The organism is Novosphingobium sp., from assembly GCF_030699305.1.
Classification (GTDB): domain Bacteria; phylum Pseudomonadota; class Alphaproteobacteria; order Sphingomonadales; family Sphingomonadaceae; genus Novosphingobium.
This window is the reverse complement of the sequence record NZ_JAUYNB010000027.1, coordinates 48,133-66,040: the sequence shown is the minus strand read 5'-3', so window position 1 is coordinate 66,040 and position 17,908 is coordinate 48,133. Positions and strand designations below refer to the sequence as shown.

Below are 17,908 nucleotides of genomic sequence, written 5' to 3'. Positions count from 1 at the left end.
TCAGCGCGTGACGCCGAGATCGCCTGAGCTGAACCCGGCGTCAGACTGCGGCGCGTGCTTGCCGAATTCCATCCGCGCGATCGAGCGGTTGTGGACTTCATCCGGACCGTCAGCAAGGCGCAGGGTACGGATCGAGGCATAGGCCTTGGCCAGCCCGAAATCGTCCGAAACACCGCCGCCGCCGTGCGCCTGGATCGCATCGTCGATGATCCGCAGGGCCATGCGCGGGGCCTGCACCTTGATCATCGCGATTTCCTGCTGCGCGGCCTTGTTGCCAACCTTGTCCATCATGTCTGCCGCTTTCAGGCAGAGCAGGCGCGAGCATTCGATGTCGATCCGGGCTTCGGCGACGCGCTGTTCCCACACCGAGTGCGACGACAGCGTCTTGCCAAAGGCCACGCGCGATTGCAGCCGCTTGATCATCTTGGTCAGTGCCTCTTCGGCCACGCCGATCGTGCGCATGCAGTGGTGGATCCGGCCCGGCCCGAGGCGGCCCTGCGCGATCTCGAACCCGCGGCCTTCGCCCAGCAGCATGTTGCTGGCCGGGATGCGGACGTTGTTGAGCTTGATTTCCATGTGCCCGTGCGGCGCATCGTCATAGCCAAACACCGGCAGGTGACGGACGATTTCAACGCCGGGCGCATCGAGTTCCATCAGCACCATCGATTGCTGGGCGTGCTTCTTGGCTTCGAAATCGGTCTTGCCCATCACGATGGCGATCTTGCAGCGCGGATCGCCCGCACCCGATGACCACCACTTGACCCCGTTGAGCACGTATTCATCGCCTTCGCGGCGGATCGAGCATTCGATGTTGGTCGCGTCCGACGAAGCGACCTGCGGTTCGGTCATCAGGAAGGCCGAACGGATTTCACCGTTCATCAGCGGCTTCAGCCACTGCTCCTTCTGCTCGGCCGTGCCATAGCGGTGCAGCACTTCCATGTTGCCGGTATCCGGCGCGGAACAGTTGAACACTTCCGACGCCCAGCCCACGCGGCCCATTTCTTCGGCGCAGAGCGCGTATTCCAGATTGGTTAGCCCCGGCCCTTCGAATTCGAAGGTATCGTCCACGTGGGTGCGGCCGAACTGCGGCGGCATGAACAGGTTCCAGATCCCCTGCGCCTTGGCGCGGGCCTTTTCTTCCTCGATCACCGGCAGCACTTTCCAGCGTTCACCGGCGGCGTCCTGTGCCTTGTAATCACCCTGGCGCGGGCGAACATGGTTTTCGATGAACTGGCGCACCCGGTCGCGCCAATAGACCTGCCGTTCGGTGGGGTCGAAATCCATGTCCTCATCCTTCCTCATGCTGTCGAATCTTGTGGTTATCAGTGCCAGAGGCGCGGCCCCGCGCCAAGGTGTTTAATCGAACGGTTAAGCAATCAAGGATGCAATCCTCCGGCATCCGGATTGGTCCGCGCGGCCGCCAGTGCCGCCACGCGCGCTTCGTGATCGGCGCGGGTGATCGGGAAGCGGCGCAGGATCAGTGCGATCCCGATGGCAAAGGCCACCACCGCCGAAATGTAGATATTGGCCAGGTTGTCGATCACGGCAGCGGGCACTTCACCGGGCTTTGCGTTGTCGGGCATTCCGGCGAGATAGAGCATCTGCCCGGTCAGGAAGATGCCCAGCCCGGTAGCGCATTTGGCCATGAACATGTTGCCCGCAAAAAACGCCCCTTCGGACCGCCGCCCGGTCTGTTCTTCGGATGCCTCGACCACATCGGCCACCATCGATGACGCCGAGATCATCGCCGACACGCTGAACACGTTGGAGAAAAAGAAGATCGCGAACAGCCCGGCGGTGGATGCGCCCGTGCCGACCTGCGGCCACAGTCCGGCGGCGCGCAGCCCGAACGGCAGCGCCCACAGGCTGGCCCCGATCACGGCCGTGGCCACGGCGGTATCGCGCTTGCCCCAGCGCGTGTGCAGTTTGGGCAGCAGCAGGAAACAGGCGACCACGCTGGCGAACAGCACCAGCGGATAGATTTTCAGATCATCCCCGTCGAACCGCCAGACATAAAGATACAGGTAGTTCGACAGCGAGAACGTGATCCCCTGGCTGGTATAGGCCAGCCCGCCGCCGCCCAGCAGCACCAGAAAAGCCGGGTGCGACAGCGATTCGCGCAGTTCCGAAAACGCCGTGCGCAAATTGAACGGGCTGCGCGCGCGCGGCGGATACCCGGCGGCACGGCTGTGCTGTCCGACGGCGGAAATCAGCACCGCCGCCGCCATCACCACCGCGCCGAACAGGCCATATGCCTGATAGCCGCTGGCATCGAGCATCCCGCCGCTGCCATCGGCGGCAGGGGCCAGGAACACGGTATAGGCCAGCAACATCACCAGCAGCCCCCCGCCCCAGCCGAACAGAAAGCGATAGCGCATCAGCGTGGTGCGCTCGTCATAATCGTGGGTCAGTTCCGGCACGAGCGCGATCGACGGCACTTCGCAGGCCGAAATCAGCATCCGCACGATCACGGCCATCACCACCAGCCCCAGCAGCGTGGGCTGTGAACTGGTAGTCCACAGCGCCGCCCAGGCAAACGCCAGCGGGATCGGCGCGATATAGAGCCACGGCAAGCGCCGCCCCCATGGGGAATAGGTCCGGTCGGACAGATAGCCGATGATCGGATCGATGATCCCGTCGATCACCAGCGCAATCGCCAGCGCCAGGCTGACCATGCGCGGGTCCATGCCCATCACCTGATTGTAGAACAGCAGCAGGAACGTGGAAAATCCGTTGTCCTTGATGCCATAGGCAATCGAGCCCAGCCCGTGGAAGAATTTCAGCTTCCCCGGCAGCCTGGCGCCGGGGGCAGGACCAGCGCTGGCCGCTGTTGTCACTGCGGTGCGCCCAGCGCCCCTTCGGCCATGGCTTGCAGCGTATCGAACATCCCCGGCGCTTCCGGATCCCAGGCGTGGCGCGGGCCGATGGTAATTCCGCCATCGACGATCAGCGAAGCGCCGGTCATGAAGCTGGCGGCATCGCTGCTCAGGAAGGCGACCGCATTGGCGATGTCATCCGGCTGGCCGCCGCGTGCCACCGGCTGGGCCTGGCTGGACATCTGCGCGATCATCGATTTGGCGGTGTCGACCAGTTCAGCCGGCATTTCCATGCTGGCGGTGAAGATGTTGGTGTTGATGAAGCCCGGCTGCACCGCGTTCACGCGAATGCCATAGCGGGCCAGATCGGTTGCCGCACACTTGGTCAGGTGCAGCACGCCGGCCTTGGCCACGGCATAGGCGGTGGGCGAATAGCCCGGCCCGACCGCCGCGACCGATGAGGTGTTGACGATCGACGCGCCCGGGCGGCCCTTCATGTGCGGCGCGGCATAGCGAATGCCCATCGCGACCGAGCGCAGCAGCAGGTGGAAGGTGAAATCCCAGCCATCGGCGTCGATCTCGTCAATCGCCTCGCGCGCGCCGCCAGCCCCGGCATTGTTGAACACCACGTCGATCCCGCCGCAGGCCACCGCCGCCTGATCCATCAGCGCCTTGATCTGCGCCACGTCGCAGACATCGCAGGCCACCGCCGTGATCCCCGGCGCTTCGGCGGCAACCGCCTTGGCCCCGTCAAGGTTGAGATCGGCCGCGAATACCTGCGCGCCTTCGCGGGCGAACAAGAGCGTCGCCGCCCGGCCAATGCCCGATGCTGCGCCAGTAATCACGACACACTTGCCCGAGAAACGCATATCCACTCCTGTCTGTTCTGATTTTGCGGTCAGCTTAAGCGTCAAACTGGCGCGGTCAACGCTGTTGCGCTTGACGCTACGGCAAGCGCCATTTGCACCAAACCGCGGAAATCCGCGCTTGCGCGGGCGCGCCGACTCGCTTTAACCTCGCGATTAAGAGAGGAGTCCGATCCATGTCTGACCTTGCTGCCTTCCGGGCCGAAATCCGCGCCTGGCTTGAAGAAAACTGCCCCGCCGAGATGCGCCAGCCCGCCCGCGACGAAGATGACGTCTGCTGGGGCGGGCGCAATTTCAAGTTCAAGAGCGACGCGCAAAAGGCGTGGCTCGAACGCTGCGTGGCCAAGGGTTACACCGTGCCCGACTGGCCCAAGGCCTATGGCGGCGCGGGGATGAGCGCGGCTGAGGCAAAAGTCTGGCGCGAGGAAATGAACCGGATCAACGCGCGTCCGCCGCTGTCCAGCTTTGGCATCTGGATGCTTGGCCCGGCGCTGCTGAAGTTCGGGACCGAAGAACAGAAGGTCCACTACCTCGGCCAGATCGCGCGCGGCGAAATCCGCTGGTGCCAGGGCTATTCGGAACCCGGTTCCGGATCGGACCTCGTCAGCTTGCAAACCTTCGGCGAGGACAAGGGCGACCACTGGGTGGTCAACGGCTCCAAGATCTGGACCAGCTATGCCAACAAGGCCGACTGGATTTTCTGCCTGGTCCGCACCGACAAGGCGAACAAGTATCAGGGCATTTCGTTCCTGCTGTTCGACATGACCACGCCGGGCGTCTCGACCAAGCCGATCCTGCTGATTTCGGGCAACTCGCCGTTCTGCGAAACCTTCTTCGACAACGTGGTCGTGCCCAAGGCGCAGATCGTGGGTGAACTCAATCGCGGCTGGGACGTCGCCAAATACCTGCTGGGGCATGAGCGCGAGATGATTTCGGGCGCGGGCGGGAACGACCGGCTCAACACGCTCGGCCCGGTGCTCAGCCGCGCGGGCCTCGAAGACCCGCTGCTGCGCGCCGAAATCGCGATGTTCGATGTCGATGCGCTGGCATTCAGCGCGATGGGCGAAAAGTTCCTCGACGAAGCCAAAGTCGGCAAGGCCCACCCCGCCCAGCCCAACATGATGAAGTATGCCGGGACCGAGCTGAACAAGCGCCGGTATGAGCTGCTGATGGCCGGCGGCGGCAGCGCCGCGCTGGAATGGGACAGCGAAGCATCGGGCGGCGGCAGCAAGGCCCGGACCTGGCTGCGGACCAAGGCCAATTCGATCGAGGGCGGGACCAGCGAGGTGATGCTCAACGTCGTTGCCAAGCGCATCCTCGACCTGCCGGGGGCCTGAGCCTTCGCCCCGCGAACCCGGCCTGCCGGGCGCATGAAATTCAAGGAATACTGCAATGCCGCTTTATCATACGGAAGATCAGGCCATGCTGGCCGACACCGCCCGGTCGTTCATGGCCGAGGAAGGCGCGATCGCGAAGCAGCTGCGTCATTGGCGCGATCAGGGCTGCAAGGACGGGTTCGGCCACGGGCTGTGGAAGCAGTTCGCCGAACTGGGATTGACTGGCGTGCTGGTCGCCGAGGCCGATGGCGGGCTGGGCATGGGCCATGTCGAAGCCGGGATCGTGCTGGAAGAAATCGGCCGCAACCTCACGCCCTCGCCCTTCCTCACCAGCGCGGTGGCGGCCGCGACCGCACTGGGCGCGGGCAATGCAGACTTGCGCGGACGTTACCTGCCCGGCCTGCTGGCGGGTGACAGCGTGTTCGCGGTGGCGATCGATGAAGGGCCAAAGCACCGTCCCGAACGGATCAAGACCCGCGCCGCGCGGGCGGGCAACGGGTTCAGGCTGGACGGCGCGAAAAGCTTTGTCCTGCACGGCGGCAGCGCAGACATGCTGGTGGTCGCCGCGCGCACATCGGGCAATGACGACGACGCCGAGGGAATCACGCTGTTTGCGGTGCCCAAGGAGGCGGTGGGCCTTTCACAGGATGCGGTCCGGCTGGTCGACAGCTCGATGGCGACGCACGTGAAGCTCGACGGTGTGCTGCTCGACGCCGATGCGGTGATCGGCGAAGTCGATCGCGGACGCGATCTGCTGAACAAGGTGCTGGCCGCAGGCCGGATCGGCGCGGCGGCGGAAAGCGTCGGCGTGGCCGGCGGTGCGTTCGGCATGACCGCCACCTACCTCAAGCAGCGCAAGCAGTTCGGCAAGCTGATCGGTGAATTCCAGGCGCTCCAGCACCGCGCCGCGCACCTCTATTCCGAAATCGAGATTGCCCGCGCCGCGACGATCAAGGCGCAGCAGCTGCTCGATGGCGGATCGGACAGAGCCGAACTGATGGTCTCGGTCGCCAAGGCCAAGGCCGGCAAGGCCGCTGCCCTCGCGGTCAAGGAAGGCGTCCAGATGCACGGCGGGATCGGCATGACCGACGAGTACGACATCGGCCTCTACATGAAGCGCGACCGCGCGCTGGCGGAGTTCATGGGCGACGTTTACTACCACGCCGAACGCGTCGCGCAGCTGACCGGGTATTGATGCTGCCGAAGCCCCCTCCTCTTCAGAGGAGGGGGTATGAAAAGGACACTAAAATGGATTTCACCAAACTGTTCAGCCTCGAAGGCAAGATCGCGCTGATTACCGGCGGATCGCGCGGGATCGGCAAGATGCTGCTCGAAGGCTACCTCGCCGCCGGGTGTGAGCGGGTCTACATCACCGCGCGCAAGAAGGCGCAGCTGGATGAAACCGTCGCCGAATTCGAAGCGCAGTATCCCGGCAAGGTCATTGGCCTCGCGGGCGACATCAGCCAGATGGACGGGGTGAAGCAGCTGGCCGAGGAACTCTCCGCCCGCGAATCCCGGCTGGACGTGCTGGTCAACAACGCCGGGGCCGCGTGGGGCGGTGATTTTGACGAATTTCCCGAAGTGGGTTGGGACAAGGTCATGGACCTCAACGTCAAGTCGCTGTTTTTCCTGACGCAAAAGCTGCACCCGCTGCTGAACGCGGCGGCCAGCTTTGACCGTCCGGCCAAGGTCATCAACATCGCCTCGATTGACGGGCTGCGCCCCAATCCGTGGGAAACCTATTCCTATCAGGCGTCGAAGGCGGCGGTGATCCACCTGACCAAGCGGATGGCCGCGCGGCTGATCAAGGACAATATCGTCGTCACCTGCATCGCGCCGGGGGCCTACCCCAGCGAAATGAACAAGGCCGCGGCGAAGAACCCCGAAGGCAGCGCGCGCGGCATCCCCTACAAGCGGGTTGGCGTGGCCGAGGATATCGCGGGCGGCGCGATCTACCTTGCCAGCCGCGCGGGCGATTACGTGGTCGGCACCACGATCCCGATCGACGGCGGCATCGTCAACGCGTGGATCCCCGAAACCTTCCAGGACGCATCGGGCGAGCATTGAGGCCATGAAACACCGCCTGCGCACCCTCGCCCATCAGATTTACTTTGGCGAAGGGCCGCGCTGGCGGAATGGCCGCCTGTGGTTTTCCGATTTCTACGCGCACCGCGTCTGCTCGGTCGATCTGGCGGGCGATCTGCGCACGGAACTGGAACTGGCCCAACCGGAACTGAAAAGTCGGCCATCGGGCCTCGGCTGGATGCCCGATGGTTCGCTGCTGGTGGTGCGGATGGAACTGCGCCAATTGTGGAGGCGCTGGCCGGATGGGCGGTTTACCTGCCACGCCGATCTGACCGGCCACTCCGCGCACCTCTGCAACGACATGGTCATCGATGCGCAAGGCCGCGCCTATGTCGGCAACTTCGGGTTCGATCTGGACGCGGAAATCCGCGCGCGCGGGGCGGAAAGCGTGATCGTGGACCATCCCCAGACCTGCCTCGCGCTGGTGCAGCCAGACGGCAGCGTCAGCGATGCCGCGCCGGGTGAGCTCTTCAGCTTTCCCAACGGCATGGTCATCACCCCCGATGGCCATACGCTGATCGTGGGCGAAACGCTGGGCGGGCGGCTGACCGCGCTCAATATCGGCGCGGATGGCAGCCTGTCCAACCGCCGCGAATGGGCCCCCACCTGGCCGCGCATTCCCGATGGCATTTGCCTAGACGCTAGCGGCGCAATCTGGATCGCCAACCCGCTCGCCCCCGAATGCGCCCTCATCGCACCGGGCGGCGAAGTGCTGGACGTGGTCGAAACCGGCGGCCTGCCGTGCTTCGCCTGCATGCTGGGCGGGCCAGAAGGCAAACACCTGTTCATGCTCGTCGCGCCGAGTTCGGACGCAGGCGAGGCGGCGAAAGCCCCGCTGGGCAAAGTGCTGGTGACGGAGGTTGCGGTCAGCCGGGCGGGATTGCCCTGAGGGGCGAGGCACCCGCCCAGCCCTCCCGTCGTCGCCCCGTGCTTGACACGGGGCTGGGCTAACTGGCGGCCATCCGCTGCGTCCCGTGCGCTGCAAAGGCTGTGCGAAAAGAAAAGCCTAGCCCCGGATCAAGTCCGGGGCGACGGGAGGATGGACTTCTGCTCCCCCCTTTTTTGTCGCAAGCTGCCGTTCCGGACATAACAGCATTGCGGCCATGTGCCCGTCGCTGATAATGCTGATCAATGATCTCACGGACCAAGCTAACCATCGCCTTTGCCGGAGCGGTATTTTTCACCTCATTGGCTTATGCAGGTTATGCCAATGAATTGCTGAAAGGCGCGGTTTCTGCGCCACATCGTGCCATCCTGATCACCGGGTTCATTCTGGGCGCTAGCGCAGTGACTCGGTGGATGATGGAGCAGGATTACAAGCGCAACATCAGGCTGATTAAGCAAGCACGCGCAAGCCGCAAAAGCGACCGCTGATCCCGACATCGAGCCATTCACAACGCAGAGTTAAATCACTCAAACAAGCCGCACCCTCAGTCCGTCATCAACCCCCGCACAAACCCGATCAGTCCGGTCTGGCGGGCGCGTTTCATGCGTTCGGCGGCGAGGATTTCGCAGACTTTGGCAAAGCACGCCTCGATATCGTCGTTGACGATGACATAGTCATAGCCGTCCCAGTGGCTGATTTCCGCGCGGGCGCGGTCCATGCGGGACTGGATCACATCGGCGGGATCGGTCCCGCGCCCGGTCAGGCGGCGGCGTAGTTCATCGATGCTGGGCGGCAGCAGGAAGACGCGGACGACGTCGGTTTCCATCTTTTGATAGAGCTGCTGCGTGCCCTGCCAGTCGATATCGAACAGGAAATCTTGGCCCTCTCGGATGCCGGCTTTCACTTGCGCCTTGGGGGTGCCGTAACTGTTGCCGAACACGGTTGCCCATTCGAGGAACTGTTCTTCGGCGACCATCCGGTCAAATTCGGTCTGGCTGACGAAGATGTAATCCTGCCCGTCCACTTCACCGGGGCGGGGCGCTCGGGTGGTGACGGATACCGACATGCGGATTTCGCCGTCGTGTGCCAGCAGTTTACGCGCGACGGTGGTCTTCCCCGCGCCGGACGGCGAGGACAGGATGAACATCAGGCCGCGGCGCTGAAGGGTGTCGGGTGAAGCCATGCGCTCCAATCGCGCAACGGGGCTGGCAGATCAAGTGGCGGGCGTGTCTTTCGCCAGCTTGGCGTCCGGCGCGGCGCGGGCTGCTTTCGCCGCCTTGCGCCGATCATACAGCTTTTTCGCGATCAATCCCGATCCGACCACAATCGCCCCCGGTACCGATCGGGTGGCCACCTGAATGGCCACTACCCCGGCAATCCCGCTCAGCAGGTTCCCTCGCTTACCCGGTTTGAGCGGCTGGTCAGGCAAAGCCCTGGCAATGGCCGAATTGATCAGCCGTCCGCCGCCCTGACGGATGATCGAGGCGAGGATCCGGTCGGCCGCCATGGCTGCTTACTTCTTCTTGCCGAAATCGACCGTGACGACGTTTGAGCCATCATCAACCGCGGCAACCGGCGAATCATTTTCGGCATCGTCGTGCGGCGGCGGCACGTCATCGGGCATGCTGGCCTGAAATTGCAGGCCGAAATCGACTGCCGGATCGACAAACGCGGTAATCGCCGAAAAGGGAATCTCCAGCTTGCTGGGGATCTGGTTGAACGACAGTCCGACCGAAAAACCAACCGCATCGACGGTCAGGTCCCAGAACTTGTTCTGCAGGACGATCGTCATTTCATCCGGAAAGCGTTCTTTCAGGTGCGGCGGGATGGAAACGCCCGGCGCATGGGTTTTGAACGTGATATAGAAATGGTGCGCACCCGGCAGGTTGCCGCCAGTCGCCACCACCTCGCCCAGCACGCGGCCAACCACGGCGCGCAGGGCTTCCTGCACGATTTCATCGTAGGGGATCAGGCTATCGGGCATATCTTCACTCATCACCGGACAAGTGGCGTCAGGGCGGCGCATGGTCAAGGGGAAAGCGGCAAGCGCCGACAGCGCGAACAATCATTGATTCCTGCGCCGCCCAGCCTATAGCCCCACCTCATGCGTACCGGCCGGATTGCTCGCAAAACCCACGAAACCGACATTCTCGTCGAAGTGAACCTCGACGGGACGGGGGCCTATGACGTCACCACCGGGATCGGCTTCCTCGATCACATGATAGAACAGTTCAGCCGCCATTCGCTGATCGACATCACCTGCCGGGTGACGGGCGATCTCCATGTCGATCAGCATCACACGACTGAAGACAGCGCGATTGCGATTGGCCAGGCGATTGCCGAGGCGCTGGGCGACAAGGCCGGGATCGGGCGCTACGGCATGGCCTATTCCCCGATGGATGAGGCGCTGTGCCGCGTGGCGCTGGATATTTCGGGCCGGCCATGGCTGGTCTGGAACGCCGGTTTCACGCAGGAACGGCTGGGCGAAATGGATACCGAGCTGTTCGAGCACTGGTTCCAGTCGATCGCGCAGGCCGTGGGCATCACGCTGCACGTCGAACTGCTTTACGGCAGCAACAACCACCACATCTGCGAAGGTATCTTCAAGGGCTTTGCCCGTGCGATGCGGACAGCAGTGGAACTGGACCCGCGCAAGGGCGGGGCGATTCCGAGCACCAAGGGGCAACTCGGTGGCTGAGGTGCTGGCGCTGATTGATTACGGCGCGGGCAATCTCCATTCGGTCGCAAATGCGCTGAAAGCCGCCGGGGCGGAGCGGGTGGCGGTAACATCAGACCCCAACGTCGTCCGCGCAGCGGACCGGATCGTCCTGCCCGGCGTCGGCAGCTTTCGGGCCTGCGCGGAAGGCTTGCGCGCCATTCCGCACATGATCGATGCGATGGCCGAACGCGTGCTGGTTGGCGGTGCGCCTTTCCTGGGCATCTGCGTGGGGATGCAGCTGCTTGCCACCACCGGCGTTGAGCATGGCTCCACGCCGGGCCTTGGCTGGATCGACGGCGAAGTCCACCTGATCGAGCGGACCGACCCGGCGATCAAGATCCCGCACATGGGCTGGAACGATGTCCTGCCCGCGCCCCATGCTCCGCTGGTTGAGGCGGGGGAGGCCTATTTCCTGCATTCCTATCACTTTGTCCCCGCCGATGGGCATCACGTGGCCGCGATGACCGATCACGGCGGCGGGCTGGTTGCGGCGGTGGCGCGCGACAATGTGGTGGGGGTGCAGTTCCACCCTGAAAAGAGCCAGGCCTATGGGCTGGCGCTGCTCGCCAACTTCCTGGAGTGGCGGCCATGATGAGAGAAGCCATGATAAGAGAGCTGGCATGATCGTATTCCCGGCTATCGACCTTAAAGGCGGACAAGTGGTGCGCCTGTCCGAAGGCGATATGGACCGCGCCACCGTCTATGGTGACAACCCCGCCGCGCAGGCCCTGTTGTTCGCCGAAGCCGGTTCGCAGTTCCTGCACGTGGTCGATCTCGACGGATCGTTCGCGGGCCGCGCGGAGAACCGCGGGGCGGTGGAAGCCATTCTTGAAGCCTTCCCCGGCCACGTCCAACTGGGCGGCGGCATCCGCACGCGCGAAGCGGTCGAAGGCTGGTTCGATCTGGGCGTCAGCCGCGTGGTGATGGGCTCGGCCGCGCTGAAGGACCCGCAGTTCGTGAAGGACATGGCAGCGGAGTTTCCCGGCGGGATCGTCGTTGCGGTCGATGCCCGCGACGGCATGGTCGCGACCGAAGGCTGGGCCGAAGTGTCCGATGTGGCGGTGGTCGATCTGGCCCGCCGGTTCGAGGACGCCGGGGTCGCCAGCCTGCTGTTCACCGATATCGGGCGCGACGGGTTGCTGAAGGGCGTCAACATCGACGCCACGGTCGAACTCGCCCGGCAGGTCGATCTGCCGGTGATCGCCAGCGGCGGGGTGAAGGGGCTGGACGACATCCACATCCTCTCGCTCCACGCGGTGGACGGGATCGAAGGCGTCATCACCGGCCGGGCCTTGTACGAAGGGCGGCTCGATCTGGCCGCCGCGATCGCCATGGCGAACCGGGTCTGATGCCATGACAGTGCGCGTCCGTGTCATCCCCTGCCTTGATGTCCGTGACGGGCGAGTGGTGAAGGGCGTGAACTTCGTCGACTTGCGCGATGCGGGCGATCCGGTCGAACAGGCCCGCGCCTATGACGCGGCCGGCGCGGACGAGCTGTGCTTTCTCGACATTTCCGCCAGCCACGAAGGACGCGGCACCCTGCTCGATGTCGTCCGGCGCACGGCGGAAGTGTGTTTCATGCCGCTGACCGTGGGCGGCGGGGTGCGCAGCGCCGAGGACGCACGCGCACTGCTGCTGGCCGGGGCGGACAAGGTTGCGGTCAATTCCGCCGCCGTCACCCGCCCGGAAGTCGTGGCCGATATCGCCGAAAAGTTCGGCAGCCAGTGCGTGGTCGCTTCGGTCGATGCGCGGCGTACTCCGCGCGGCAACTGGGAAATTTTCACCCACGGCGGGCGCAAGGCGACCGGGATCGACGCGCTGGAACACGCGATGAGACTGGCGAAGCTGGGCGCGGGCGAACTGCTGGTTACCTCGATGGACGGCGACGGGACCAAGGCCGGATACGATCTGGCGCTGACCCGGACCATTGCTGATGCCGTATCCGTGCCGGTGATTGCCAGCGGCGGCGTCGGCACGCTCGATCATCTGGTCGAAGGCGTGACCCAGGGTCATGCCAGCGCAGTGCTGGCCGCATCGATCTTTCATTTCGGCCAGCACACGATCCTCGAAGCCCACGCGGCCCTGCGCGCCGCCGGGCTGCCCGCGCGGGGCTGAAACCCGGCGCAAAGCGTCGGTACTGTTTACACTCGTGTCAGCCGGAAACCCGGCGTTAACCATCGTGGCCCGCACGGTTCCGCGATCCGGCTGCGGTGGCACGGGAATTGCGTAAACCACGCTTCATGAAGGACTTAATTCGGGGTCGCAGCCCATTAACCGTCCTGGCATTCGGCACCGGCCTGCTCTGCATGGCCGAACCTGCAATCGCGAATGCCGGGTTCACCATTCCCGATCCCAGCAACCTGGCGCTGTTTGCGATCGGCGTGCTGGGCCTGATCATCGGCCGCCGCGGTGCGCGCCGTCCACCGCCGGACTGACTGCGGGTCTACCGAGACAGAACGCTCTGGCTTGACCTTGCGGCGACAGCGCCGCATGGCCAGCCATATGGACCGCCCGGACACCCTTGCCCGCCTTGCCGCCACCATCGCCGCGCGCCGCAATGCCGATCCCGCGACTAGCTGGGTGGCGAAACTTCATGCACGCGGGGTGCCCGTGATCGCCCGCAAGCTGGGTGAGGAAGCGGTCGAAACCGTGGTCGCCGCGCTGTCTGGCACCCGCGAGGAACTGGTGGGCGAAGCCGCCGACACGATTTTCCACCTGCTGGTCCTGCTCGATGCCAAGGGTGTCGAGTTCACCGACGTGCTCGATGAACTCGACCGCCGCGACGGGGTGAGCGGGATCGCCGAAAAAGCCAGCCGGAGCTAGAGCCGATGCCGATCGACCCGACCCTGCCCTACGATGACCAGAACATCTTCGCGAAAATCCTGCGCGGGGAAATCCCCAACAAGACCGTCTATGAAGACGACTGGGCGCTGGCCTTCAACGACATCAACCCGCAGGCCCCGCTGCACGTGCTGGTGATCCCCAAGGGGCCTTACGTCAGCTGGGACGATTTTTCCGCCCGGGCGAGCGATGCGGAAATCGCCGGGTTCATCCGCGCCGTTGGCCTTGTCGCGCGGGAGGCTGGGCTAGTCGAGCCGGGTTACCGCCTGCTCGCCAACATTGGCCAGCACGGCCACCAGGAAGTGCCGCACCTGCACGTCCACGTGTTCGGCGGGCGGCAATTCGGGGCCATGCTGCCGCGCTGAGGGGGTGTTTCACCGCACCAGCGGCCCTCACCCCTTGCCCTTCGAGTCGCGCAGCGGCTAAACCCGCCGCGATGACGTCATTTCCCGCCCCGCCTTCCGGCCTGATCGATGGCAAGCTGCACCATTTCGCGGTGCGCGCCTATTTCGAGGATACGGACCTGTCGGGCGTGGTCTATCACGCAAATTACCTGCGCTGGTTCGAACGCGCCCGGTCGGACTTCGTGCGGTTGCTGGGGATTGACCAGCGCGCGGTGAACGAGGCGGGCGAAGGCGCGTTTGCCGTCGCCGACCTGACGATCCGCTATGCCGCCCCGGCCCGGCTCGATGACGGAGTGCGGATCGAAACCACCTGTGAGGAACTGGGCGCGGCCAGTTGCCGGATGCACCAGCGCGCTTTCCGCGAGGACGGCGTGCTGCTGGCCGAGGCGCGGCTGCGCGTCGGCTTCGTCGCCCCCGATGGCCGCCCGCGCCGGATGCCCGCCGCGTGGCGCGCGGCGTTTGCCACAATTCTGACTGAAGGACCGCAATGACTGCTCTCGATATTCTGGCCGCCGCCGGTGCGCCGACGCGCCTTGATCCGGTAAAGCTGTTCCTCGATGCCGATATCGTCGTGCAGCTGGTGATGGCCGGGCTGGTGCTGGCCAGCGTCTGGGTCTGGATGATCGTGGTCGGGTTCAGCCTGCGCATGGTCGGCATCCGCAAGCGCTGCGATGCCTATGAGCGCGATTTCTGGAAGGCCGGGAACGTTGACGAGTTTCAAGCCGACCGCGGGAAAGGTGACATTCCCTCTGCTCGCGTCGTGTCCGCTGGCCTGGCCGAATGGCGCCGCTCCACCGCAGGCAAGGTGATTGACCGCGACGGCACCCGCCAGCGGCTGGCGGGCGTCATGGACAGCGCCGTCGCACAGGAAGCGGACAAGCTGGCCGAGCGGCTGAACTTCCTCGCCACGGTGGGTTCAGTCGCGCCGTTTGTGGGTCTGTTCGGCACGGTCTGGGGGATCATGAACAGCTTCTTCCAGATCGGTGCGCAGCAGAACTCCTCGCTCGCCGTGGTCGCGCCGGGGATTTCCGAAGCCTTGTTCGCCACCGCGATCGGCCTGTTTGCGGCAATCCCGGCGGTCATCGCCTATAACCGCTTCTCCCACCGGGTGAACCAGCTCGAAGCGCGCCTGCAACGCTTTTCCGACCGGTTCCACGCCAGTCTCAGCCGCGAGCTGGAGGCGGCCTGAGTGGCGTTTTCCGCACCCACCCGCCGCAGCCGCCGGGGCCGCGCGCCGATGGCGGAAATCAACGTCACGCCGCTGGTCGACGTGATGCTGGTGCTGCTGATCATCTTCATGGTCACCGCCCCGCTGCTCAACGCCGGGGTGCCGGTGGAACTGCCGGACAGCAACGCCAGGGCGCTGGCGCAGGAACCAGCACAGGTGAACCTGTCGCTGAGCCGCGATGGGCGGGTCTATATCGACCAGTCCGAGGTGGATCCCGGCACGCTGGCCGACCGGCTGGCCGCGCTGCCGCGCGGCGCGGATGGCAAGCCGCCGCTGGTCACCCTGCGCGCTGACAAGTCGCTCGATTACGGGCGGGTGATGAGCGTGATGGGAGAGTTGAATCACGCCGGGTTCAACTCAATCTCGCTGGTCACCAACAGTTCAGTTGAAGCGCCCTAGGCTGCGACGATGGTACGTTCCGCGCTCAACCGCGAAGAAAGTCTTGGCCTCGCCATTGCGCTGGCCGCGCACGTCGCACTGGGCGTGCTGCTGGCCCTGCGCCCGCCTTCCGCGCCGACGATCCCGCCGCCCGAACGCATGACCGTGACGCTGAGCGAGGACGTGGGGCTGACCTCGACCGCGCCGAGCGTGGCCGATCCTGCGCCAGATGAAGCGCCCGAACTGGGCCAGGCCGCGCCGGAACCCGCGCCCCAGCCCGCGCCGCCCCCGCCGAGGCCGGAACCCATGGTCCAGCCGAAACCGGAGCCGAAAATCCAGCCGAAACCGGCCCTGACCAAGCCCAGGCCCGCGCCCACGGTCGCCGCGCGGCCCTTGCCGCAACCGACCACCAAGGCCGCACCGAAAACGACCAACGCGCCCAAAGCCGCACCAAAGGGTGCCACCAGCACCGCGCGCGCTCCCACAACCGCCGCCACCCAGCCCGCCAGGGCCGGGGGCAGCCGGATCGGCGACGATTTCCTGAAAGGGGTCAGCGGCGCGAGCGGCAAACAGGCCACCGCCGCGCCGCCAGCGGCTGCCGTCGGTCCGGCGGTGCGTTCGGCGCTGGCCGGGGCGATCTCGCGCCAGCTCAAGCCGAAATGGGCCGCGCCGCAAGGGGTCGATGCGGAGCTGCTGGTCACGGTGCTGTCGTGGGATCTCAACCCCGATGGCACGCTGGCCGGATCGCCGCGCGTGGTGCGCCAGGACGGGATCACCGACGCCAACCGTGCCCAGGCCCCGCGCCATGCCGAACAGGCAATGCGCGCGGTGCGGCTGGCCGCGCCGTTCAACCTGCCGCCTGAATTCTATCCTGCCTGGAAGCGCGTCAGCGACTTCCGCTTCGACAGAAAGCTATCGCAATGACCCTTCGCCTGATTTCGGCGCTAGCCCCCGTATTGGCCATCCTGCTGGCCGCTCCTGCTGCCGCGCAGCAATCCCTGCCCACCCCGCAGCCGACCGAGCAGGTCCCTGAAGAAGGGCTGTCCGGCGCGGTGTCGGATGACAGCGACTGGCAGGATCTGGGCATCGCCATTCCCGCGTTCGCGACCGACGCCGATGTCCCGACCCAGACCAGCGCCGGATCGACCTCCGCGCTGGGGATGAGCGTGGCCCGCGTGATCACCGATGACCTGAAGAACAACGGCCTGTTCAAACCGGTCGGCCCCGATGCGCTGCCACGGCCCGCCTTTGCGCAAGTGCAGGCCCCGGCCTATGACACCTGGGCGGGCCGCAGCGCCGAAATGCTGGTGCAGGGCTTTGTCCGCGCCGCGCCGGGTGGGCAGGTCACGGTGGGGTGTTACCTCTATGACGTCGCGCTGAAGCAGCAGCTTGCCAAGGCCGGGTGGACCGTCGGCCCCGGTGACTGGCGCCGCGCCGCGCACAAGTGCGCCGACCTGATCTATTCGCGGCTGTCGGGCGAAAACCCGTTCTTCGACAGCCGGATCGCCTATATCGCCGAAACCGGGCCGAAGGACCGCCGGATGAAGCGGCTGGCGATCATGGATTCGGATGGGGCCAACCACCGTTATCTGACCACCGGGCAGACCACGGTGCTGACGCCGCGCTATTCACCGGATTACCGTTCGATCCTCTACCTCAGCTATTTCAACGGCAGCCCCCGGATCTATATCTACGATCTGGAAACCAGCACCCAGCGCCTGCTGCTGCAATCGACCAACCCGGTATTCGCGCCGCGCTGGTCGCCCGATGGCAAGTGGGTGCTCTATTCGATGGCCACGGCCGGCAATACCGACATCTACAAGATGCCGTCCGGCGGCGGCAACGCGGTGCGGCTGACCGACAGCCCCGGCATCGACATCGGCGGCAGTTTCAGCCCAGATGGCACGCGGATCGTGTTCGAAAGCGACCGTGGCGGCAGCCAGCAGGTCTATGTGATGAACGCCGATGGCAGCAACCAGCGCCGGATCACGTTTTTCGGCGGACGCAGCGCCACGCCGGAATGGAGCCCGCGCGGCGACCAGATCGCCTTCACCCACATCGCGGGCAATTTCCGCATCGCGGTGATGACGCCGGGCGGCGGGGAAATGCGTTACCTGACCGACAGCTGGCAGGATGAAGCGCCGACCTGGGCACCCAATGGCCGGATCATCCAGTTCTTCCGCACCACGCGCGGCAGCGGCAAGGCCGGAATCTGGCAGGTTGACCTGACCGGGCGGAACGAACGCAAGCTGAGCACCCCGGTCGACGGATCGGACCCGTCATGGGGGCCGCTGCGGCCTTGACTCACGATCGATTATGCGAATGATTCGCAAGATTGACTTGGGGGG

23 protein-coding genes are annotated in these 17,908 nt (G+C 65.2%); 17 read left to right on the top strand and 6 right to left on the bottom strand.

What is annotated here, in order from left to right:
- The 3 genes from Q8Q53_RS11210 to Q8Q53_RS11200 form a co-directional block, all read right to left on the bottom strand.
- Complete coding sequence (locus Q8Q53_RS11210; protein WP_305701856.1) at window positions 1-1,284, bottom strand: acyl-CoA dehydrogenase family protein; 1,284 nt, start codon at window positions 1,282-1,284, stop codon at window positions 1-3.
- Between the two features lie 92 nt (window positions 1,285-1,376).
- Window positions 1,377-2,837, bottom strand: coding sequence for an MFS transporter (locus Q8Q53_RS11205; protein ID WP_305701855.1), 1,461 nt, complete (start codon window positions 2,835-2,837; stop codon window positions 1,377-1,379).
- Entirely contained in the window at window positions 2,834-3,685 is an 852-nt protein-coding gene (locus tag Q8Q53_RS11200) for an SDR family NAD(P)-dependent oxidoreductase (protein WP_305701854.1), read from the bottom strand. Before Q8Q53_RS11200 ends, Q8Q53_RS11205 begins: the two co-directional genes overlap by 4 nt.
- Before the next feature lie 173 nt (window positions 3,686-3,858).
- On the opposite strand from Q8Q53_RS11200, the gene Q8Q53_RS11195 reads away from it, so the two are divergent.
- The 5 genes from Q8Q53_RS11195 (at window position 3,859) to Q8Q53_RS11175 (ending at window position 8,478) form a co-directional block, all read left to right on the top strand.
- Window positions 3,859-5,019, top strand: coding sequence for an acyl-CoA dehydrogenase family protein (locus Q8Q53_RS11195; RefSeq protein WP_305701853.1), 1,161 nt, complete (start codon window positions 3,859-3,861; stop codon window positions 5,017-5,019).
- Window positions 5,020-5,074: 55 nt separating this feature from the next.
- Entirely contained in the window at window positions 5,075-6,214 is a 1,140-nt protein-coding gene (locus Q8Q53_RS11190; RefSeq protein WP_305701852.1) for an acyl-CoA dehydrogenase family protein, read from the top strand.
- Between the two features lie 53 nt (window positions 6,215-6,267).
- Window positions 6,268-7,086: an SDR family NAD(P)-dependent oxidoreductase gene (locus Q8Q53_RS11185; protein ID WP_305701851.1), complete on the top strand. Its 819-nt coding sequence runs from the start codon at window positions 6,268-6,270 to the stop codon at window positions 7,084-7,086.
- A gap of 4 nt (window positions 7,087-7,090) precedes the next feature.
- Window positions 7,091-7,993, top strand: a complete 903-nt coding sequence (locus Q8Q53_RS11180) for an SMP-30/gluconolactonase/LRE family protein (RefSeq protein ID WP_305701850.1) — start codon at window positions 7,091-7,093, stop codon at window positions 7,991-7,993.
- A gap of 242 nt (window positions 7,994-8,235) precedes the next feature.
- A complete protein-coding gene (locus tag Q8Q53_RS11175) occupies window positions 8,236-8,478 on the top strand; it encodes a hypothetical protein (RefSeq protein WP_305701849.1) in 243 nt (80 codons plus the stop codon).
- Window positions 8,479-8,534: 56 nt separating this feature from the next.
- Here the strand turns inward: Q8Q53_RS11175 and gmk are convergent, their stop codons facing one another.
- Genes gmk through Q8Q53_RS11160 form a run of 3 tightly spaced genes read right to left on the bottom strand, consistent with a single transcriptional unit; the run spans window position 8,535 to window position 9,986 of the window.
- Complete coding sequence (gene gmk / locus Q8Q53_RS11170) at window positions 8,535-9,173, bottom strand: guanylate kinase (protein ID WP_305701848.1); 639 nt, start codon at window positions 9,171-9,173, stop codon at window positions 8,535-8,537.
- A gap of 30 nt (window positions 9,174-9,203) precedes the next feature.
- Window positions 9,204-9,497 carry a hypothetical protein gene (locus Q8Q53_RS11165; RefSeq protein WP_305701847.1) on the bottom strand — a complete coding sequence of 98 codons (294 nt, stop codon included), beginning with the start codon at window positions 9,495-9,497 and terminating at the stop codon, window positions 9,204-9,206.
- A 6-nt stretch (window positions 9,498-9,503) separates the two neighbouring features.
- Window positions 9,504-9,986 (bottom strand): SspB family protein, encoded by a 483-nt coding sequence (locus Q8Q53_RS11160; protein WP_305701846.1) that lies wholly within the window; start codon window positions 9,984-9,986, stop codon window positions 9,504-9,506.
- 108 nt (window positions 9,987-10,094) lie between these two features.
- On the opposite strand from Q8Q53_RS11160, the gene hisB reads away from it, so the two are divergent.
- The 12 genes from hisB to tolB all read left to right on the top strand — a co-directional run bounded on the left by hisB (window position 10,095) and on the right by tolB (window position 17,863).
- Entirely contained in the window at window positions 10,095-10,688 is a 594-nt protein-coding gene (gene hisB / locus Q8Q53_RS11155; protein ID WP_305701845.1) for an imidazoleglycerol-phosphate dehydratase HisB, read from the top strand.
- On the top strand, window positions 10,681-11,301 hold the full coding sequence (gene hisH, locus Q8Q53_RS11150) for an imidazole glycerol phosphate synthase subunit HisH (protein ID WP_305701844.1): 621 nt from the start codon (window positions 10,681-10,683) through the stop codon (window positions 11,299-11,301). Before hisB ends, hisH begins: the two co-directional genes overlap by 8 nt.
- Before the next feature lie 28 nt (window positions 11,302-11,329).
- Window positions 11,330-12,058, top strand: coding sequence for a 1-(5-phosphoribosyl)-5-[(5-phosphoribosylamino)methylideneamino]imidazole-4-carboxamide isomerase (gene hisA / locus Q8Q53_RS11145; protein ID WP_305701843.1), 729 nt, complete (start codon window positions 11,330-11,332; stop codon window positions 12,056-12,058).
- A gap of 4 nt (window positions 12,059-12,062) precedes the next feature.
- On the top strand, window positions 12,063-12,824 hold the full coding sequence (gene hisF, locus Q8Q53_RS11140; protein ID WP_305701842.1) for an imidazole glycerol phosphate synthase subunit HisF: 762 nt from the start codon (window positions 12,063-12,065) through the stop codon (window positions 12,822-12,824).
- 191 nt (window positions 12,825-13,015) lie between these two features.
- Window positions 13,016-13,144, top strand: a complete 129-nt coding sequence (locus tag Q8Q53_RS11135) for a PEP-CTERM sorting domain-containing protein (protein WP_305701841.1) — start codon at window positions 13,016-13,018, stop codon at window positions 13,142-13,144.
- Window positions 13,145-13,211: 67 nt separating this feature from the next.
- Window positions 13,212-13,532, top strand: coding sequence for a phosphoribosyl-ATP diphosphatase (locus tag Q8Q53_RS11130; protein WP_305701840.1), 321 nt, complete (start codon window positions 13,212-13,214; stop codon window positions 13,530-13,532).
- Window positions 13,533-13,537: 5 nt separating this feature from the next.
- Window positions 13,538-13,915, top strand: coding sequence for a histidine triad nucleotide-binding protein (locus Q8Q53_RS11125; RefSeq protein ID WP_305701839.1), 378 nt, complete (start codon window positions 13,538-13,540; stop codon window positions 13,913-13,915).
- 71 nt (window positions 13,916-13,986) lie between these two features.
- On the top strand, window positions 13,987-14,445 hold the full coding sequence (locus tag Q8Q53_RS11120) for a YbgC/FadM family acyl-CoA thioesterase (RefSeq protein WP_305701838.1): 459 nt from the start codon (window positions 13,987-13,989) through the stop codon (window positions 14,443-14,445).
- On the top strand, window positions 14,442-15,143 hold the full coding sequence (gene tolQ, locus Q8Q53_RS11115; RefSeq protein WP_305701837.1) for a protein TolQ: 702 nt from the start codon (window positions 14,442-14,444) through the stop codon (window positions 15,141-15,143). The genes Q8Q53_RS11120 and tolQ overlap by 4 nt, the downstream gene beginning before the upstream one ends.
- Before the next feature lie 48 nt (window positions 15,144-15,191).
- Entirely contained in the window at window positions 15,192-15,581 is a 390-nt protein-coding gene (locus Q8Q53_RS11110) for an ExbD/TolR family protein (protein WP_305701950.1), read from the top strand.
- A gap of 9 nt (window positions 15,582-15,590) precedes the next feature.
- Window positions 15,591-16,484: a hypothetical protein gene (locus Q8Q53_RS11105; RefSeq protein ID WP_305701836.1), complete on the top strand. Its 894-nt coding sequence runs from the start codon at window positions 15,591-15,593 to the stop codon at window positions 16,482-16,484.
- Window positions 16,481-17,863: a Tol-Pal system beta propeller repeat protein TolB gene (gene tolB / locus Q8Q53_RS11100; RefSeq protein ID WP_305701835.1), complete on the top strand. Its 1,383-nt coding sequence runs from the start codon at window positions 16,481-16,483 to the stop codon at window positions 17,861-17,863. Before Q8Q53_RS11105 ends, tolB begins: the two co-directional genes overlap by 4 nt.
- Window positions 17,864-17,908: the final 45 nt, after the last annotated feature.

What these genes read in the sequence shown, in the direction of transcription:
- Q8Q53_RS11185 (WP_305701851.1), top strand. Translation starts at nt 6,268, where the DNA reads ATGGATTTCACCAAACTGTTCAGCCTCGAAGGCAAGATCGCGCTGATT.
- Q8Q53_RS11120 (WP_305701838.1), top strand. Translation starts at nt 13,987, where the DNA reads ATGACGTCATTTCCCGCCCCGCCTTCCGGCCTGATCGATGGCAAGCTG.
- gmk (WP_305701848.1), bottom strand. Translation starts at nt 9,173, where the DNA reads ATGGCTTCACCCGACACCCTTCAGCGCCGCGGCCTGATGTTCATCCTG.
- hisB (WP_305701845.1), top strand. Translation starts at nt 10,095, where the DNA reads ATGCGTACCGGCCGGATTGCTCGCAAAACCCACGAAACCGACATTCTC.
- Q8Q53_RS11110 (WP_305701950.1), top strand. Translation starts at nt 15,192, where the DNA reads ATGGCGGAAATCAACGTCACGCCGCTGGTCGACGTGATGCTGGTGCTG.
- hisA (WP_305701843.1), top strand. Translation starts at nt 11,330, where the DNA reads ATGATCGTATTCCCGGCTATCGACCTTAAAGGCGGACAAGTGGTGCGC.
- Q8Q53_RS11105 (WP_305701836.1), top strand. Translation starts at nt 15,591, where the DNA reads ATGGTACGTTCCGCGCTCAACCGCGAAGAAAGTCTTGGCCTCGCCATT.
- Q8Q53_RS11125 (WP_305701839.1), top strand. Translation starts at nt 13,538, where the DNA reads ATGCCGATCGACCCGACCCTGCCCTACGATGACCAGAACATCTTCGCG.
- Q8Q53_RS11200 (WP_305701854.1), bottom strand. Translation starts at nt 3,685, where the DNA reads ATGCGTTTCTCGGGCAAGTGTGTCGTGATTACTGGCGCAGCATCGGGC.
- Q8Q53_RS11165 (WP_305701847.1), bottom strand. Translation starts at nt 9,497, where the DNA reads ATGGCGGCCGACCGGATCCTCGCCTCGATCATCCGTCAGGGCGGCGGA.
- Q8Q53_RS11180 (WP_305701850.1), top strand. Translation starts at nt 7,091, where the DNA reads ATGAAACACCGCCTGCGCACCCTCGCCCATCAGATTTACTTTGGCGAA.
- Q8Q53_RS11190 (WP_305701852.1), top strand. Translation starts at nt 5,075, where the DNA reads ATGCCGCTTTATCATACGGAAGATCAGGCCATGCTGGCCGACACCGCC.
- tolQ (WP_305701837.1), top strand. Translation starts at nt 14,442, where the DNA reads ATGACTGCTCTCGATATTCTGGCCGCCGCCGGTGCGCCGACGCGCCTT.
- Q8Q53_RS11135 (WP_305701841.1), top strand. Translation starts at nt 13,016, where the DNA reads ATGGCCGAACCTGCAATCGCGAATGCCGGGTTCACCATTCCCGATCCC.
- Q8Q53_RS11210 (WP_305701856.1), bottom strand. Translation starts at nt 1,284, where the DNA reads ATGGATTTCGACCCCACCGAACGGCAGGTCTATTGGCGCGACCGGGTG.
- Q8Q53_RS11175 (WP_305701849.1), top strand. Translation starts at nt 8,236, where the DNA reads ATGATCTCACGGACCAAGCTAACCATCGCCTTTGCCGGAGCGGTATTT.
- Q8Q53_RS11130 (WP_305701840.1), top strand. Translation starts at nt 13,212, where the DNA reads ATGGACCGCCCGGACACCCTTGCCCGCCTTGCCGCCACCATCGCCGCG.
- Q8Q53_RS11195 (WP_305701853.1), top strand. Translation starts at nt 3,859, where the DNA reads ATGTCTGACCTTGCTGCCTTCCGGGCCGAAATCCGCGCCTGGCTTGAA.
- tolB (WP_305701835.1), top strand. Translation starts at nt 16,481, where the DNA reads ATGACCCTTCGCCTGATTTCGGCGCTAGCCCCCGTATTGGCCATCCTG.
- Q8Q53_RS11160 (WP_305701846.1), bottom strand. Translation starts at nt 9,986, where the DNA reads ATGAGTGAAGATATGCCCGATAGCCTGATCCCCTACGATGAAATCGTG.
- hisF (WP_305701842.1), top strand. Translation starts at nt 12,063, where the DNA reads ATGACAGTGCGCGTCCGTGTCATCCCCTGCCTTGATGTCCGTGACGGG.